General features: G+C 35.0%; 20 protein-coding genes. 12 read left to right on the top strand and 8 right to left on the bottom strand.

The window, feature by feature from the left end; translation table 11 throughout:
* Positions 1-101: 101 nt before the first annotated feature.
* Positions 102-1,337, bottom strand: a complete 1,236-nt coding sequence (locus P2Q73_RS12310; RefSeq protein WP_056831074.1) for an ABC transporter permease — start codon at positions 1,335-1,337, stop codon at positions 102-104.
* Positions 1,330-2,229, bottom strand: coding sequence for an ABC transporter ATP-binding protein (locus tag P2Q73_RS12305; RefSeq protein ID WP_056831072.1), 900 nt, complete (start codon positions 2,227-2,229; stop codon positions 1,330-1,332). The genes P2Q73_RS12310 and P2Q73_RS12305 overlap by 8 nt, the downstream gene beginning before the upstream one ends.
* Before the next feature lie 135 nt (positions 2,230-2,364).
* Between P2Q73_RS12305 and P2Q73_RS12300 the strand changes: the two genes are divergently transcribed.
* Complete coding sequence (locus P2Q73_RS12300; protein ID WP_275787598.1) at positions 2,365-3,282, top strand: stalk domain-containing protein; 918 nt, start codon at positions 2,365-2,367, stop codon at positions 3,280-3,282.
* A gap of 22 nt (positions 3,283-3,304) precedes the next feature.
* On the opposite strand, the gene P2Q73_RS12295 is transcribed toward P2Q73_RS12300, so the two are convergent.
* On the bottom strand, positions 3,305-4,219 hold the full coding sequence (locus P2Q73_RS12295) for a DNA-3-methyladenine glycosylase family protein (protein WP_275787595.1): 915 nt from the start codon (positions 4,217-4,219) through the stop codon (positions 3,305-3,307).
* Between the two features lie 124 nt (positions 4,220-4,343).
* On the opposite strand from P2Q73_RS12295, the gene P2Q73_RS12290 reads away from it, so the two are divergent.
* From P2Q73_RS12290 to P2Q73_RS12280, 3 genes are read left to right on the top strand one after another with little or no spacing between them, the layout of a single operon-like run.
* Positions 4,344-4,895, top strand: a complete 552-nt coding sequence (locus P2Q73_RS12290) for a bifunctional transcriptional activator/DNA repair enzyme AdaA (RefSeq protein ID WP_275787592.1) — start codon at positions 4,344-4,346, stop codon at positions 4,893-4,895.
* Positions 4,888-5,394, top strand: a complete 507-nt coding sequence (locus tag P2Q73_RS12285; RefSeq protein ID WP_275787590.1) for a methylated-DNA--[protein]-cysteine S-methyltransferase — start codon at positions 4,888-4,890, stop codon at positions 5,392-5,394. Before P2Q73_RS12290 ends, P2Q73_RS12285 begins: the two co-directional genes overlap by 8 nt.
* Positions 5,395-5,841 (top strand): GNAT family N-acetyltransferase, encoded by a 447-nt coding sequence (locus tag P2Q73_RS12280; RefSeq protein WP_056831062.1) that lies wholly within the window; start codon positions 5,395-5,397, stop codon positions 5,839-5,841.
* A gap of 32 nt (positions 5,842-5,873) precedes the next feature.
* Here the strand turns inward: P2Q73_RS12280 and aroD are convergent, their stop codons facing one another.
* Positions 5,874-6,626 (bottom strand): type I 3-dehydroquinate dehydratase, encoded by a 753-nt coding sequence (gene aroD / locus P2Q73_RS12275; protein WP_275787923.1) that lies wholly within the window; start codon positions 6,624-6,626, stop codon positions 5,874-5,876.
* Between the two features lie 67 nt (positions 6,627-6,693).
* On the opposite strand from aroD, the gene P2Q73_RS12270 reads away from it, so the two are divergent.
* The 4 genes from P2Q73_RS12270 to dnaN all read left to right on the top strand — a co-directional run bounded on the left by P2Q73_RS12270 (position 6,694) and on the right by dnaN (position 10,376).
* Positions 6,694-7,542, top strand: coding sequence for a GNAT family N-acetyltransferase (locus P2Q73_RS12270; RefSeq protein ID WP_275787587.1), 849 nt, complete (start codon positions 6,694-6,696; stop codon positions 7,540-7,542).
* Positions 7,543-7,567: 25 nt separating this feature from the next.
* On the top strand, positions 7,568-8,587 hold the full coding sequence (locus P2Q73_RS12265) for an STAS domain-containing protein (protein WP_275787584.1): 1,020 nt from the start codon (positions 7,568-7,570) through the stop codon (positions 8,585-8,587).
* A 40-nt stretch (positions 8,588-8,627) separates the two neighbouring features.
* A complete protein-coding gene (locus P2Q73_RS12260) occupies positions 8,628-9,104 on the top strand; it encodes a DinB family protein (protein ID WP_275787581.1) in 477 nt (158 codons plus the stop codon).
* A gap of 135 nt (positions 9,105-9,239) precedes the next feature.
* Positions 9,240-10,376: a DNA polymerase III subunit beta gene (gene dnaN / locus P2Q73_RS12255; protein ID WP_275787920.1), complete on the top strand. Its 1,137-nt coding sequence runs from the start codon at positions 9,240-9,242 to the stop codon at positions 10,374-10,376.
* A gap of 305 nt (positions 10,377-10,681) precedes the next feature.
* Here dnaN and P2Q73_RS12250 read toward each other — a convergent pair whose 3' ends face one another.
* From P2Q73_RS12250 to P2Q73_RS12235, 4 genes are all read right to left on the bottom strand, one after another.
* Positions 10,682-11,134, bottom strand: coding sequence for a MarR family winged helix-turn-helix transcriptional regulator (locus P2Q73_RS12250; protein ID WP_275787577.1), 453 nt, complete (start codon positions 11,132-11,134; stop codon positions 10,682-10,684).
* Positions 11,135-11,136: 2 nt separating this feature from the next.
* Positions 11,137-11,700 (bottom strand): GNAT family N-acetyltransferase, encoded by a 564-nt coding sequence (locus P2Q73_RS12245; protein WP_275787575.1) that lies wholly within the window; start codon positions 11,698-11,700, stop codon positions 11,137-11,139.
* A gap of 18 nt (positions 11,701-11,718) precedes the next feature.
* A complete protein-coding gene (locus P2Q73_RS12240; protein ID WP_275787572.1) occupies positions 11,719-12,603 on the bottom strand; it encodes a GNAT family N-acetyltransferase in 885 nt (294 codons plus the stop codon).
* A gap of 127 nt (positions 12,604-12,730) precedes the next feature.
* On the bottom strand, positions 12,731-12,991 hold the full coding sequence (locus tag P2Q73_RS12235) for a hypothetical protein (protein WP_275787569.1): 261 nt from the start codon (positions 12,989-12,991) through the stop codon (positions 12,731-12,733).
* 195 nt (positions 12,992-13,186) lie between these two features.
* Between P2Q73_RS12235 and P2Q73_RS12230 the strand changes: the two genes are divergently transcribed.
* From P2Q73_RS12230 to P2Q73_RS12215, 4 genes are all read left to right on the top strand, one after another.
* The gene (locus P2Q73_RS12230) at positions 13,187-13,669 is read left to right on the top strand and encodes a hypothetical protein (protein WP_275787566.1); all 483 of its coding nucleotides are present in this window, start codon (positions 13,187-13,189) and stop codon (positions 13,667-13,669) included.
* Positions 13,670-13,988: 319 nt separating this feature from the next.
* Positions 13,989-14,180, top strand: coding sequence for a hypothetical protein (locus P2Q73_RS12225; RefSeq protein ID WP_275787563.1), 192 nt, complete (start codon positions 13,989-13,991; stop codon positions 14,178-14,180).
* Between the two features lie 15 nt (positions 14,181-14,195).
* Positions 14,196-15,377, top strand: coding sequence for an amidohydrolase (locus P2Q73_RS12220; RefSeq protein ID WP_275787560.1), 1,182 nt, complete (start codon positions 14,196-14,198; stop codon positions 15,375-15,377).
* A gap of 83 nt (positions 15,378-15,460) precedes the next feature.
* A complete protein-coding gene (locus tag P2Q73_RS12215; RefSeq protein WP_275787558.1) occupies positions 15,461-16,078 on the top strand; it encodes a trimeric intracellular cation channel family protein in 618 nt (205 codons plus the stop codon).
* Positions 16,079-16,222 lie beyond the last annotated feature (144 nt).

Here is a 16,222-nt window from a genome sequence, read left to right as displayed (position 1 = left end):
TCGCATCCCTTCTTTCATGAATTATTTTATGCAGCAATTGCTCAATTGAGCCAAAAAAAATAATCGTAAAAGTAAAAACTTTTACGATTATTGAGGAAATGTCAAGTTGTGACTTTAAGTACTGTTTTAATTTTTTGAATGATTCCACCAGAGCTATATGTTAGCACACTTCGCTTGTAGAAGGACAGGCTAAGTAAGAACATCAAAATAACTGTACCTATTAAAATAAGCATAGAGAGCATTGGCTCGAATGAGGATATATCTGTAGCTCCTATTCGAAGTGGCATTACCATCCCCGCAGTAAAGGGGATATAAGAGAATATTTTAATGATCAATGTATCCGGGCTATACATTCCGGATAGCAGTACATAAAATCCGATAACTCCAAGCATCATTGCTGGCATCATCGCTTGGCTAGATTCTTCTACCTTCGATACGAGTGAACCAAGCAAAGCTCCAATGATTAAAAATAACAATATCGTTAACAATAAAAACAGAACCGCATACCCGATAAATGAATACGATAATTCATTAACAATCTCTATAACGGTATCCCATTTTGAACCCCCATCAATGACCATAAACAAAAGACCCTGGACAAGTAAGAGTGCGCCAATTTGTGTGAGTGCCAATAAAAATGTCCCTGTTAGCTTCGCCATAAAGTGTGTGGATGGCTTAACGCTTGCAAGTAATACTTCTAGTACACGTGATCCTTTTTCTGATGCAACATCCGTTGTGATCATCGATAAAAAGCTCATAACAAAGGAATAAATTATAAATCCAACAAGCATGGAAGCACCAATACCAGCTGCTTTTTCATCTTCACTTTTTCCTGTTGCAGATTCATCTAAACTTTTCATCGAAATAACCGTTTCCGACTGAAGAATTTTTTCCGCTTGCTCCGCTGTTAAGTTAAGCTGTTGAACTTCATAAAGCTTCCCTGCGTACTGTAGTTGAGCAGATATGCTTTGCTGGTCGTTAAATGTGAGAGGCTCGAAAGTTGCGATTTCTGCAGCTAATGATTGATCTTGATCTTTTATAAAAATAGCTGCATCAAAATCACCGTCCACTACTTGTTTTTCTACTTCTTCTATCTCTTCGGTAGGGAAAGTAAATTCAATATCATTACTTGATTGGAATAGAGCCTCGATGTCCGCTTCGGTTTCATTCAATAAAGCAACTTGCAACGGCTCATCTTGGAAAAATGCTTCCTTAATATCAGACCAAAACATGAACACACTAATAACACCGACATATATAATAATTGAGATGATAAATGATTTTGCTTTGATTTTTTGTGTATATAACTGCTTGACGAGAAGCCAAAACTTAGACATGTGTTCCACCAACCTTATCTTTGAAAATTTCATCTAAGGATAAATAATCTAAACTGAACTTCTCTATATACTTCCCATTTGAAACAAAGTCAAAAATGGATTGAGCATACGATTCGTCTTCTAAAGTAAGGGTATACTGCTCTTTTCCAACTTGAACATCTTTAACACCATTCAAATTAGCCAGTGCTTCTTTTGGAATATCAGACCGAACCATCAGCTTTGTCTTTCCGTATTGTTTTTTCAAATCTAACAAACTACCAGCAAACAAAGAGACACCACGTTTTAATAGACAAAGATGATCACAAAGCTCCTCCACATTTTCCATCTGGTGGCTAGAGAACAAAATCGTTGTCCCTTTGTCCTTTAATTCCAAAATGGCACCTTTCAATAAATCCTTATTAACAGGGTCTAGACCACTAAACGGTTCATCCAAAATAAGAAATTCTGGTTGATGGATAAAGCTTGCAATCAGTTGGACCTTCTGTTGATTCCCTTTGGACAAAGTCTCTGCTTTTGCTTTTCTTTTATCTTCTAGTTCAAAACGCTTGATCCAGTAATCTACCTCTTTATGTAGGTCTTTTCGATGTTTCCCTCTTAATTCACCGAAGAAATACAGTTGTTCTTCTACTTTCATAGTAGGGAATATACCACGTTCTTCAGGCAAATATCCTAGAACATTTCGATCGATGGCATTAATATTTTTTCCATCCCAAGTAATAGAGCCTTCGGTTGTTTCTTGAAGGTCTAAAATCATACGAAACGTAGTTGTTTTACCTGCACCATTTTGGCCAATTAATCCAAATATCTCTCCTTTTTCAATTTCGAAAGAGAGATTATCAACGGCCACAAAGTCTTGATATCTTTTCGTTACTTGATTGATAGATAGTGTCATATACAGACTCCATTCTCTAATTTTTTGTATCCTTTCATGTATACGTACTACATTTGGATAATGTTTCAATTTTTTTGTAACGTTTTTGTAAAAGCTACGTCAAATTCTATAATATGGAGTAAAAGGAGAGATTTGATGAAAAAACTAAGCATATTTGCTGGAGTAATCCTATTAACCACCTTTTTATTTAATTACCCGGTCGTTAATGCAGACATGGAAGAAGTCAACCAGGATACAACGAACTTTATAAAATCATCTGGAGTAATAAAAGATATCGTAAAAACGGATGACTTAGTGACCCTTACTGTTGAAAGTGAAGACAAAGAACCTATTATTACCAATTTTAAAGTTTCGAATGACACTCTTTTGTTTAATAGCGGAACAACAAAAGAAGTGAAAAAGGAATTTTTCCAAAAAGGGCAACGAATAGACGCGTATTATGACAAAAATAAGCCGATGCTTATGATATATCCAGCTCAAATTTCTCCAGAGCTAGTAATCGTGCATGACGCTAAAAATTCAAGCTCAGTAAAAGTTGGGAAGTTTGATGAGCAATTCTTAAGTTTAGATAAAAAATTGAAACTTAAGATAGACAAAGAAACAGTTTTAGTAAATGAACGTGGAGAAAAAGTAACGCAAAAGGATTTAAGAGGAAAAGAACTCATCGTATTTTATACGATAGAAACCAAAAGTATTCCAGCACAAACTGCACCGAGTAAAATAGTAGCTATCAACTATCAGTCTCCTGAAATGAAAGAAGTTCAAAAAATCATAGAGAAAGATCATTTTATGCAAAATGGCACGAAAATGATTCCTCTTCGAAAAGTAGCGGAGCAGCTAGGATACAAAGTGAATTACCATCCAAAGCGTAATATCGTTTATTTAAAATTAGGAAACAGTTCAATTACTATTAAGCGTGGAGAAGAGATGTATGGCTACAATCGAAGTCTTCGAAAATTTAAAGAAAAGCCAGTTGTTAAAGACAATGAAACATATGTTTCTGAAGACATATTGGAAATACTTATTCTCGACAACCCATCCAACTCTAAATGAGGAGGATGGGCTTTTTTATATTCTAGTATAAAAATCTCCATAAATAGAAGGTTGCATAAGCTTCCCAGCCCTTCCAAGCTTGTGCAAGCTGTAAAATCTCATCTTTTGAAGGTTTCTGCTGAGAACCTGTTATATGTTTGAGAGCATTATGAAGCCCCACATCGTCAATAGGAAATGCAGAAGGGAATCGTAGGCAGCGCATTAGAACATAGTTAGCAGTCCATGGACCAATACCACGTATGCTAGTAAGTAATTTTTCTGCTTTTTTTATCTCTTTTGTTTCTAAAAGCATTTCTTTTGAAAGTAATCCCAAATCTATTAGATTTGCTACATCTATTAAGTATTCACATTTTTTTACCGTCATTTTTAAGTCTGCTAAATCTTTAATTGAAAGTTGCGATATGTCCCGAGGCAAAGGGAACACCCAATACTGTTTACCTTCGAACATAACTGATCGACCATACTGTTCGACTAATCGTCTCTTTAATGTATAAGCATAGGTTAAATTGATTTGTTGGCCTAATATACCCCAAACCATTGCTTCAAATAAATCTGGAATCCCCATAATACGTAGCCCATTAAATTTAGTAACAGCTTTTTGAAGAATGGGGTCCTTAATAGAGAGCTCATAAAAGGTACTCATATCTGTTTTCAAATCAAACCATTCGATAATATATGCTGCTACTTGTTCACGAGCTTTAATACTTAGAGGTCTTGTATCTCCTAAAAAATCTACAACTAGTGAGTGGTCATCTCGTTCTTTAATTTCTATTAGAGTTGTATATTCACCTACAGTAATGGCTTTTCTAACCTTATCCTCTTTAATAAGAAACAAGCACTCATTCGTAGACCTAGATAAATAGTGAAGGTTCTGCTTAAAAGAAAAATTTGAAGGTGTATTTATAATGATTTGCTCATCTTCTTCATTCCAAAACATATGGTTACCACCTCCTTGACTTTTATTTTATTATATACGGAAAAAGTTTCGTTATCTTGCTATTATTATGTGACAATCAGCTTTTTTAAGAAAATAAAAGTATACTAAAAGTGGAGGTGATTTCATGATTGACGAGCATTGGGAGGCAATTATTCAAAATAATTCAGCATATGACGATGTTTTCTTATACGCAGTCAAATCGACAGGGATATTTTGTAGGCCATCTTGCAAATCTCGAATTCCGAAAAAAGAAAATGTACGAATCTATACAGAAGCTAATGAAGCAATTGAGGATGGTTATCGACCGTGTAAGCGTTGTAAGCCAACTGGATTGCGACTGCCTGATGAGGAATGGATTGAACAAATTACAGGATATATAGATCAACACTTTCATGAACGGGTCACGTTGGCTTTTCTTGCAGATATAGGTCATGGAAGTCCCTTTCATTTACAAAAAACATTTAAGAAAGTATTGGGAATATCCCCTTTAGAATATTTGCAACAAGTTAGAATTGCGAAAGCAAAAAAATTGCTAACGACTACTAATAAATCACTTAGTAAAATAGGCGACGAGATAGGGATGTCCAATATTCCCTATTTCATTACACTATTTAAGAGAGTCACAGGATATACACCAATTCAATTTAGAAAAAAGGGGAACTGCTCTGATGAGTAAACTATATTGGATGTATTTCATCCATAACGAATGGAAATTTTATATTGCTGCAACAGAATCAGGGTTATGTTATGTAGGTTCACCAGACAAGTCATATGAAGAAATGGAAGTTTGGGTGAAGAAGCGCTTCCCAAAATATGAATTTGTAGAGAGTGATGAGGCTTTAACCTCATATACGAATGAAATTAAAGAGTATTTAGATGGACTAAGACGTGAATTTACATTCCCAACGGATCTAAAGGGTACTACATTTCAACTAGCTACTTGGGATGCTTTAAGAAAAATTCCTTATGGAGAAAAGAAATCGTATTCAGAAATCGCTGAATTGATCAATAATCCTACCGCTATTCGAGCAGTTGGTACAGCAATTGGTGCTAATCCAGTCCTTATTACTATTCCTTGCCACCGAGTAGTAGGAAAGAATGGGACATTAACGGGCTACAGAGGTGGATTAGAAATGAAAGAAAAACTATTAAAACTAGAAACCGGTGAAGCATAAATGCAAACAAAGCGAATAAAAGAAGCATATCCAATAGATTTACTATTACTTGCAGATCCATCTGAAAAATTGGTGAAACAGTATGTGGAACGTGGAGAATGCTATATAACGGAGCAAAATGGGAATACAATAGGGGTATATGTATTGCTTCCAACAAGACCTGAAACAGTAGAGCTTGTGAATGTAGCAGTAGCGGAGCAGCAACAGGGAAGGGGTATTGGAAAGTTACTTGTCCTAGATGCAATAGAGAGAGCAAAGCAACAAGGGTATAAAATAATGGAGATTGGGACTGGTAACTCCAGTATTGGACAGCTGGCTCTCTATCAAAAATGTGGATTTCGTATAACAGGTGTAGATAAAGACTTTTTCATTCTTCATTATGAAGAGGAGATTATTGAAAATGGAATTGCTTGTGTAGATATGATTCGTCTAGCTAAGCAACTATAAAAGAAGCTGCCCAAAGAGGACAGCTTCTTTTTCTAATTTGTATTTAGGACTTCTAATATTCTTCGAAGTTTAATTGCTGGTATTTGACCAGGAGCAGAGGCTTCTATTCCAGCACCAAATGTTGCTGCTGACCCAAAAACTTGTCCAGCTATCCGACTAATAGCGCCAGTAGAAGCCATAGACATTGTTATAATTGGCCGATCTGCATAGAGTGAATTCATCGTATAGGTAGCATCCAAAAGCGTTAGAACATCCGTTGGAAGTTTAGGCATTACAGCTATTTTGGGGATATCTGCGCCTAATTCCTGCATTCTTTGTAACCTAAATATAATTTCTTCTTTCACAGGAGTTTTTTCAAAGTCATGATTGGACATGACAACGTAGACGTTATTGATTTTAGCAACTTCCACTATTTCACTTACATTTGGATCAAATAACTCTACATCTATCAAATCAATTTGTCTTGATTGCACTACTTTACAAAGTAATTGCTTGTAATAAATGTCCTCAATTTTTTTATTTCCACCCTCACGGTGACTTCTAAATGTAAACAGTAAGGGAGTAGGGTACAATGCTTCACGAATTGTAGAAAGTGTCTTTAACACCACTTCTAAGCTTTCAACTTCATCCAGTGCATCCGCACGCCATTCAACAATATCTGGACTGGCTTGTTGTATTGTTTTAATCTCCACAAGAAGCTGCTCTAAGTTTTTCCCCATGAGTGGAACGATAATCTTAGGCATACCTTCTCCAATATGTATATTGCGTATTGAAATAACTTTCATCATTTACTCCCCTCTAGCAGTATTTTAAGTTATAGTAACATACAAAGATACAAAGGGGGATGTTAATATGATTTTTAGACAGTATGAAAATGCGGAGGAGTTTGCTCAAATGGCTACACCTTTCTTACTTAAAAATGAGGATAGGTTTAGCTTGTTTTTAGGCGTACTACAAGGAATAAAAGAGGGGAAATATGATAATCCTTACATGGCGACGATTGAAGAAAATGGCGAGTTGTTAGCACTTTTTCAAATGACACCTCCACATCCATTTAATATTATTTTTGTGGATGAAATTCGAATGGAAGCCTATATCGATTTATGTATCCAAGAGTTAATGGCACAATCAATCAAAATAGAATCTATCATTAGTGTAAAAGAATGGGCATACAAATTTGCAGAAAAATGGCGGGAGAAAACAGGACAAGGCTATTCAATCGCAATGGATCAAGGATTGTATCGTTTAGATCAGGTGGTTGAATCGTTGGAAATGAGTCCTGGTACATGGCGCTATGCAACTTTAGAAGATGCACCTCTTATAGAAAAATGGTATAGCCTTTTTGAAGGGGATACAGGACTTCCAAAAACGGGGCCGCAAGAAATAAAAAAGAAAGTAAAAGTGATGTTAGATGCAAATGAAGTATTTTTATGGGAAAATGAAGGAAAGATAGTATCTATGATGAAAAAAGCAAGACCTACTGAGAATGGTGTGACTGTTTCACTAGTATTTACACCAAAAGAGCAGCGCAAAAAAGGATATGCACGCACAATGGTAGCTGCGGGAAGTAAAGAGCTTTTGAAGGAATTTCAGTTTTGTGTACTTTACACAGATATGCTAAATCCTACTTCTAATAAAATCTATCAGGAAATTGGTTATCAAAAGCTAATGGATTCAGTTCATTTAAAATTTATAAGGTAATAGCAAGAAAAGGAGATTATAAAAGATGGAGAAACAAGCAAATATAAAAGTAAATGGTATCGATTTTAGTTGGGACTTGGAAACAGGGAAACTCATGTTTGAACAACAAGATGCCATGCTTTTTTGGATTTCTTCAGCTATGCGATCATTCTTAGAAACAATTGAGGAAATCACAGGAGAGGAAGCTTCTCAATTGGTCTTCGAAACAACAGGATTTAGACAAGGGCTCGTTGTAGGAGAATACTTTCAAAACATGAAGTCTGTTGGTGTTGAAGAAGCTGCAAAGCTAATTACGGCCACTTATGCTTCTGCAGGTTGGGGACTTACGGTTATTGAAGAATTAGATTTAGAAGCTAATACCTTTAAAGCCAAATTTAAAAATAGTTGGGAACATAAAATAAATGAAGCACAAGGAAGGTCTGTAGGTGGAAAATATATTCCAGCTCACTATGCCGGAATATTGACTGGAATATTAGGAATTAATATTTGGTACGAGGTTGTTCATTATCAATTAGAAGGTTACGAGCATACCGAAGTAAAGTATTTCCCTTCAGATATAACAGTAAATAATAATATAAGTGAATTAGCTAAAAGAACACAAATGGAACAAATTATGCAATTAGAAGCACTTGTAGAAGATAAAACAAGAGACCTTTCTGAACTTGTAAAAGAGCTATCTTCGCCAATTATACCCGTGTTGGAAGGTATCGTTGTTGTACCGCTTATTGGTAAATATGATGAAGAGCGTTCATTGGAGTTAGTCGAAAAAACATTAAATAATATACCGAACTATAAAGCAAACTACTTAATACTTGATTTAACTGGTTTAGATGAAAATATTAGCAAGTACACAGCTCGGTTAATTGAAAATATTGCATCCGCTACTTCTTTGATTGGAGTTAAGACTGTCTTAGTAGGCATTTCTCCGGCTTTAAGTATGGTCATTACACAATCAGATGTACAACTATCGAAATACGATTGCTTTCAAACGCTTCAACATGGCATTCACTATGCTTTAGGGCAAATGGGAAGAAGAATCATTTAAGTAATTATTAGTTACAGTATGGGAATCGGGGGAGATTTTCTTGCAAATGATGTTTCGTTACAATTGGATGGTTAGGGAAGAGTGGTATCGATGGTGTGAAGAAGTTAGCGAAGAAGAACTTCTCTTAGTGAGAACGGGCGGAGTAGGGGGAATATTGCATACGCTTTTTCACATTGTGGATGTCGAGTGGAGCTGGATTCGTATACTGCAAGGAAAACCAGACTTTCAAGAGAGATTTGATGATTACAATACGTTGGAAAAAGTGAAAGAGTTAGATGCAAGATTCAAATCAGACGTAGAGCCATTTGTTCTTGCTTGGAATGAAAATATGGAAAATCAGCTTTTTTACGATACAATGCCTGATGGTAGGGTTGAGACGGATACATGGGGCGAAGTCATACGACATATAATCGCTCATGAAATTCATCATATTGGACAATTATCTGTGTGGGCTCGAGAAATTGGGAAAAAGCCTATTTCAGCTAATTTGATCGGTAAAGGTCTTGCTTCTAAATAGAAAATTTAATGTCCTATCACAATTTTTGTGATAGGGCTTTTTATATTTATAAAAACGGATGCAAATAAATTTTCATAATGTTACATTTTAATTGAATAGTTTGTAAGAATCGAAAAAACAAAGTGGGGTAAAATGATGAAATTTGAAATGATGCGACACCGTTTATTAGATGGATTAAATGATGTAATGAAAGCTGTTAGTTCTAAAACAACCATTCCAATATTAACGGGGATAAAATTGGAACTCACCGAAGAAGGATTACACTTAACAGGTAGTGATTCAGATGTTACAATTCAAACCTTTATAAAGTCGGAAGAAGATGGGGATCAAGTAATTCGCGTTATAGAAGAAGGTTCCATTGTTTTGCAAGCTCGAATGTTCAATGAAATTGTAAGGAAGCTACCAACTAGTGATGTAGAAATAGAAGTGAAAGAAAATAATCATACGTATATAAGTTCTGGTAAGTCCGAGTTTCATATAATTGGATTAGACCCATCTGACTATCCATTGCTCCCAGAGATTCAGGATGATTCACAGTTTGAAATTGGATCTGATTTATTAAAATCTCTTGTGCGTGAAACGGTATTTGCAGTATCCGCATCTGAAAGTCGTCCTGTATTAACAGGGGTCCACTGGCAAATTAAAGATGGAGAACTTACTTGTGTAGCTACAGATAGTCATCGTCTAGCTCGCCTTAAACTCATTTTAGAGCAGCCGCCAGAAGGAGAATTTAATGTAGTAATTCCGGGGAAAAGCCTAAATGAGTTAAGCAAAATTATTGGAGACTCCGCTCAACCTGTTTATATCGTAATGACGAGCCAACAAGTATTATTTAAAACGAAAGATGTGTTATTCTACTCCCGTTTACTAGAAGGAAACTATCCAGATACCTCTCGATTAATTCCGATAGAGTACAAAACGATTCTTACCTTAAATAGCAAGGCTTTATATCAATCGATAGACCGAGCATCTTTATTGGCACGTGAAGAACGGAATAACATTGTTCGCTTATCTTCATTGGAAGGAAAAAAAGTAGAAGTATCCTCTAGTTCTCCAGAGATTGGAAACGTCGAAGAGGAAATTGAATTATCAACAATGGAAGGGGAAGGCATAAAAATTTCATTTAGTGCAAAATACATGATGGATGCTTTAAAAGCTTTTGATGGACAAGATATAGTCATCCAACTAACTGGTGCCATGCGTCCATTTATTATTAACTCAGCTCAAGATGATACTCTATTACAATTAATTGTCCCAGTTCGTACATATTGATTTTAGATATGAACGGATAAATAAATTTCTGACCGAATAATTAGAAATATGACTGGATAAAGAAATTTCTGACCGAATAAACAGAAATGTGACCGGATAAAAATTTTTCTGTCCAGATAATAAAAATGATTATATTCAAACCGAGCCCATCTGTTTTTCCTCTTGGAAGGGGGCAATGTCTGAAACCAAATAGCTGTTTTTAAAATAAAAGAAGAGTCCCGTTATCTAACAATACGGGCTCTTCTTTAACTGTATAGGGATATTTTAATCTTTAATTACCGAAGAGAAAAATGTTCCGATGCTATTTACGAGCCCTTCTTCGACTCAATGGTGTTATATAATTTTAGCACAAGATTTCTGAAAGTCTTGACCTCATCAATTGTAAACTCCGAATAATATTTTTCAATAATGGATTCATCGATTTTTTCATATTCTTTAAAAAGCGACTTACCTTCGTCACCCAATATCACGATAACTTCTCGGCGATTGTTTACATTGATTTCTCTTTTGAGGTATTTTCCTGCTTCCAATCTATTTAATAGTTGACTGACAGAGCTGGGTGATAATGATAACCTCTCCGATAATTCATTTGCTGTTATGCTTTCCTCATCCCGAACAGTACGTAGGATAAGGAGTTGCTTTGGCGTTAATTCGTTCTCTAATAATGCGGCAAATTCTTTTGCAACTTGTGAATTTACTTTTTCTAATAAAGCAAAAGCTTCCTTCACATACACACTGATTTCTTTTATGTCTTCCATTTCTATAAGCCCTTCTTTATCTGGAACTCTTCCCGTAAGATAGAATACATAAATAAATCATCGAATTTCCCATCTCCATATTCATACTTTCTAAGTAATCCTTCATTAACAAATCCATTTTTTTCTGCTAGCTTTTGTGATGCAATGTTTAAAGGTTCAATAATTGCCTGAATGCGTTCTAAATTCATCCTTTGAAATCCGTAACTAAGTATAGCCTGGAAAACCTCCGACATGATGCCTTTTCCCCAATGCTCTCTAGACAATTCTGCCCCGATATCTGCGCGGAAATGTTTTTGCTCCCAATTTAGGAAACCGCAGCTTCCGATAATTTGATGACTTTCTTTCAGAGATACTCCCCATCGAATCCCTTTCTTCGCTAGACGAATTTGATTGTACCAATCCATTTCGTCCAAAGCATCCTGAATCGTAGTAAAAGGGCTTATCCCATAATATTTCATAACTTCTGGATCTGATAAGTATTGGAACATATCCTCTGCATGTGCTTTTTTTATTTCTGTAAGTATTAAACGCTCTGTTTCAATTATTGGGAATGTATCGTTAATCATAAGTATCTTCTTCCTTTCTTAAGCCTGTGATGTAATAGGGTGTTTAAAATGTTTAGGTAATCTTGTGTGTGGATGATTATATTTTACAAACAGTGTTTCACTGTCTTTAAAAGGTTTAGTTGTAAACATGGTTGTGTCGCCTATGGGAGTAAAATGAAGCACAATGTCGCTAGTATCTTCATTAGCTAAATACTTAGCTAACTCAGTTATATTATATGAATGCACGCATAACACATCAAAAATATGTAAAGTGTTACCTTCATTTTTACATAGGACAATCACATCTTCTTGTGGAATATAAAAGATATTCTCTGGAAATACGTACATACAATAAAACATTAGGAGTTCATTCGTATTCCTTGTTGCGAAAAAGTCAGATACAAATTTACCTTTTGAAGAGTGGTCAAAGATGAACGTTAAATCTTCATTGTCATGTCCAGATAATTTTTTAAAGCCATTATTATAGTTGCTACTTCCATTAAATTTCATGGAATATTGTGTCTCCTCATACACGTCAAAACCGAATTTTGGATAAAAATCTAGAACGTTAGAATTAGCAAACAAATAGAAGAAATCGACATCCTTATAATCTTCTAAAATTATCTCCATCAGCTTTCTGGCAAGTCCTTGTTTACGATAAGTAGGATCCGTCATAACAGTTCCGATTTGTACTGCTTTCTTGATTTCACTATCAATTACTACGTCGATAAGATTAACCGAAGCATTTGCTATCACCTTATTTTCATTAGTAAAAGAATAAGGTATATATTTGTGCGACCAATAGCCATGTTCAAACCAAGATTCAAAATGGATACCGAATATAGAACTGGCTAAATCATTGAAGCTTTCTCTTAATTTTTTGTTATTTTTATAGTCTTTCTCCACCGTATAAGAAACGCTCATAAATAAACTCCTTAAATACTTTATGTGTATAAACTATTTATATACATAAAATATATATTAAATATCTCTAGGGTGCAATAGTCAATCTATTCATTCCTGTCATATAGAAAAGCCAAACAATTTTAAATTAAAGTTGTTTATAAATACTAAGTAAAGAAATAACAATAATTACAGTTCCGCATATCAAGTGGATATAAAAAGATTTTCTGCTATTTATTTCGGTATTAGAAGATAGAAGAAACGATATCCCTAATAAAATAAAAGCAATATCAATAATGAATGGTAAATCTTTTATAGAAGACGAAAAGAAATGAGAAAGCATTAAACCAAAAGCTATGATACTTAACATTAGTGAATATGCTGCGTATTTACTATTTGGTCTTATCATATTATTTTCCTCTCCATTCTGCTTACTAAGATTAGTATCAAGCAGGGTACACCTCATTTACCAATGTTTTTTATACTGAAATCACTATCTCATTTATAATACGTACCATATATTGGAATGTTTCGTTTTTCATAATTTTTGTTATTAACCCATCAGTTTAGTTGAAGTACACAGTAAGGAAAAGAGGATGAAAAAATGAAAATAGAATGGCAAAGTCTTAAGCAGGTGCAGGGATGTTTATTGAAAGGTATATATGCAACTCAACTTCATGTTAGAGGAGATGATTTGGTTCTTTTTTCTTCAGAATATGTTTTAAAGATTAATAACCCAGATACTTTAGAAATTTGGTATTGGAATATAATTTGGTTTGAAGACGAGGATGGTGATGATCACCTCATCATGAACGAACAGGAAACCCCTGAACCGTTAGACTATGTGGAAGAACCAGACATTTCGCCACATCAACATATCATAATTGGCTCACTATTTTATTTTAAAGATAATTTGATTAATAAAGTAAGCGGATACGGATATAAAGATGAGAATATCGAAATCTTAACCACACTTGTATTTGAATTTGAAGATTCTTATCTTTTTATAAAAACGGGACCTTTAATAGAAGCAAGAATTACGGAAAATAAACCAAATAATTTAGGTGACTTCATTTTTTCCTTGTGACTAATATTCGTATATGTTCTTCAACTAACAAGGCAGGATAGTTAAAGAAGAAATATGAAAAAAGATTTGAAAGGCAGAAACGCAGAATTTGGATTAAGAATCCATTTTGATTAATGATTTTCACAAAATGGATTCTTTATATTTATCGTAAAGTACTGATTCAAGATGTGTTTTGATCGGGGTTTATAACAAGTAATCAAACTTCGAATTCCCCTAATTAATGCTCGTTTCTAGCTTTGAGTTCCCTATGTTATTTCGATGTATACCCTTGGATTGCAAAATCTGCAATTATAAGAGATATAATAAGGGAGATACTAAAATGGAGAGTTCCCTTGGTTCAGCTTTCGGGGTTGCGATTTCAGCGTCTGTTTATGCTATGATTGCAGACAAAAGCGGAGTAGATGCAGTTGCAACTGCAGGTATTGTTGCAAATGTAATTTTCGCAGTCATTGCATTGTTATCAATTATCTTCTTGGTTCCAAATAATGCAGGCAAAAATGAAGCTTCATAAAGGAGTTTGTCAGATATGAGAGAAAAATTAATGAAAATGTTGGATGAACGTAAAGATGAAATGATTCAAATTCGCCGTTTTTTACATGAACATCCTGAATTATCATTTAAAGAAGAAAAAACGGCTCAATATATTGTGAACTTTTACAAAGGAAAAAACGTCGAGGTACAAACAAACGTCGGAAATGGTTACGGAATTATTGTAACAATAGTAGGAGGAAAACCAGGAAAAACAATTGGATTACGGGCAGATTTTGATGCGCTTCCAATTGTAGAAGAAACGCCCGTTACTTTCAAGTCGAAAAATGAGGGCGTCATGCATGCATGCGGACATGATGGTCATACAGCTTACTTGTTAGTTCTGGCAGACTGTTTAATTCAACTGAAATCAGAACTATCCGGAACTATTAAAATAATTCATCAGCATGCTGAAGAGGTTCCACCAGGTGGAGCGAAAAGTATAGTCGAATCTGGACTGTTGGATGATTTAGATGAAGTGTATGGAATTCACTTACTGCCAATTGCTCCTGTTGGAATGGTTGGTTACAATAAAGGCTATGCTTTTAATGGAAGGGCCTACATGAAATTGAAAATTCAAGGCCAAGGTGGGCATGGTTCTTCGCCACATTTAGCAAATGATGCAATTGTTGCGGGTGCTCATTTTGTAACCGCAGTTCAAACCATCATAAGCCGCCGACTAAGTCCATTTGACATAGGGGTAATTACAATTGGATCGTTTGATGGAGCTGGTACCTTTAATGTGATAAAAGATAGCGTAGAGCTTGAAGGTGATATCCGTTACATGACTGTTGAAACGAAAGAAACGATGGAACGTGAAGTAAAACGACTTGTCAAAGGCCTGGAGGAAGAGTTCGGTGTAAGTTGTAAACTTACGTATACACCAGACTATCCGCCTTTGTACAATAATCCTGAACTTACAGAAAAAGTGGCAGTAGCACTTAAAAATGCGACTATAAAAGAAATCACAGAAGTAAAAGAAGTTCCGCCAATGGCACCTTCCGAAGATTTTGCTTACTATGCAGAAAAGTTCCCTGCTTGTTTCTTTTATATCGGGTGTACACCAAAAGGCGTTGATAAGCCATATTTCAACCATAATCCCAAATTTGATATCGACGAAGATTCTCTTTTAGTTGCAGCAAAAGCCGTCGGACAAGTTGTTTGTAGTATGCAAGAATAAAAAAGTAGGGTCGTTCAAAATTTTCATTTTGAACGACTCTTTTGCGATTAAACCGGGACATTTAGAAAGGAGGAATCGACGCTTTGACTTGGGATATTCTTAACATCATTGGTACCATTGCTTTTGCGATAAGTGGTGTCTTTGTCGCAATAGAAGAGGATTATGATATATTAGGTATTTACTTTTTAGGATTTACAACCGCATTCGGAGGCGGTCTTGTTAGAAATTTATTAATTGGAATACCAATTGAGAATATATGGTTACAAGGTTATTTATTTGAAATAGCATTTGTGACTATTACTATAATTTATATATTGCCGAATGAAAGGATAAGTAATTGGAAAAATTGGGTAGTGTTTTTTGATGCCATTGGTTTAGCAGCATTCGCCATTCAAGGTGCAAATTATGCTGTATCTATTGATGCTCCATTAATTGCAGTAATTATAGCTGCTTCCATGACAGGAGCAGGTGGTGGGATTATAAGAGATGTGTTTGCAGGTCGAAAACCGATGATTTTTCGTTCAGAAATTTATGCCTTATGGGCAGTATTAGCTGGTCTCGCCATTGGTTTAAATTGGATACGCGGTCCCTATTCCACATATTCCCTCTTAATCGTAATTGTTATATTAAGGCTATTATCCGTCTATTTTAACTGGAATTTACCACGCAACATTGAAAATAAAAGAAGTATGGGCAAATAAAAAAACAAGATATTGCTAGCCTTCAAAACAATACTTTGGGAAGGTTGGCGTAATATTAAAACTTTTTATAACATCAACCGAGAAAATTTCAAAAACTATTCGTATCTTTAAGTTGTATTGTTTATGCTCATACTTGTATAAACC

Source organism: Bacillus sp. Cr_A10 (assembly GCF_029222665.1).
Classification (GTDB): Bacteria; Bacillota; Bacilli; order Bacillales_A; family Planococcaceae; genus Psychrobacillus.
This window is presented reverse-complemented; position numbering and strand designations above follow the sequence as displayed.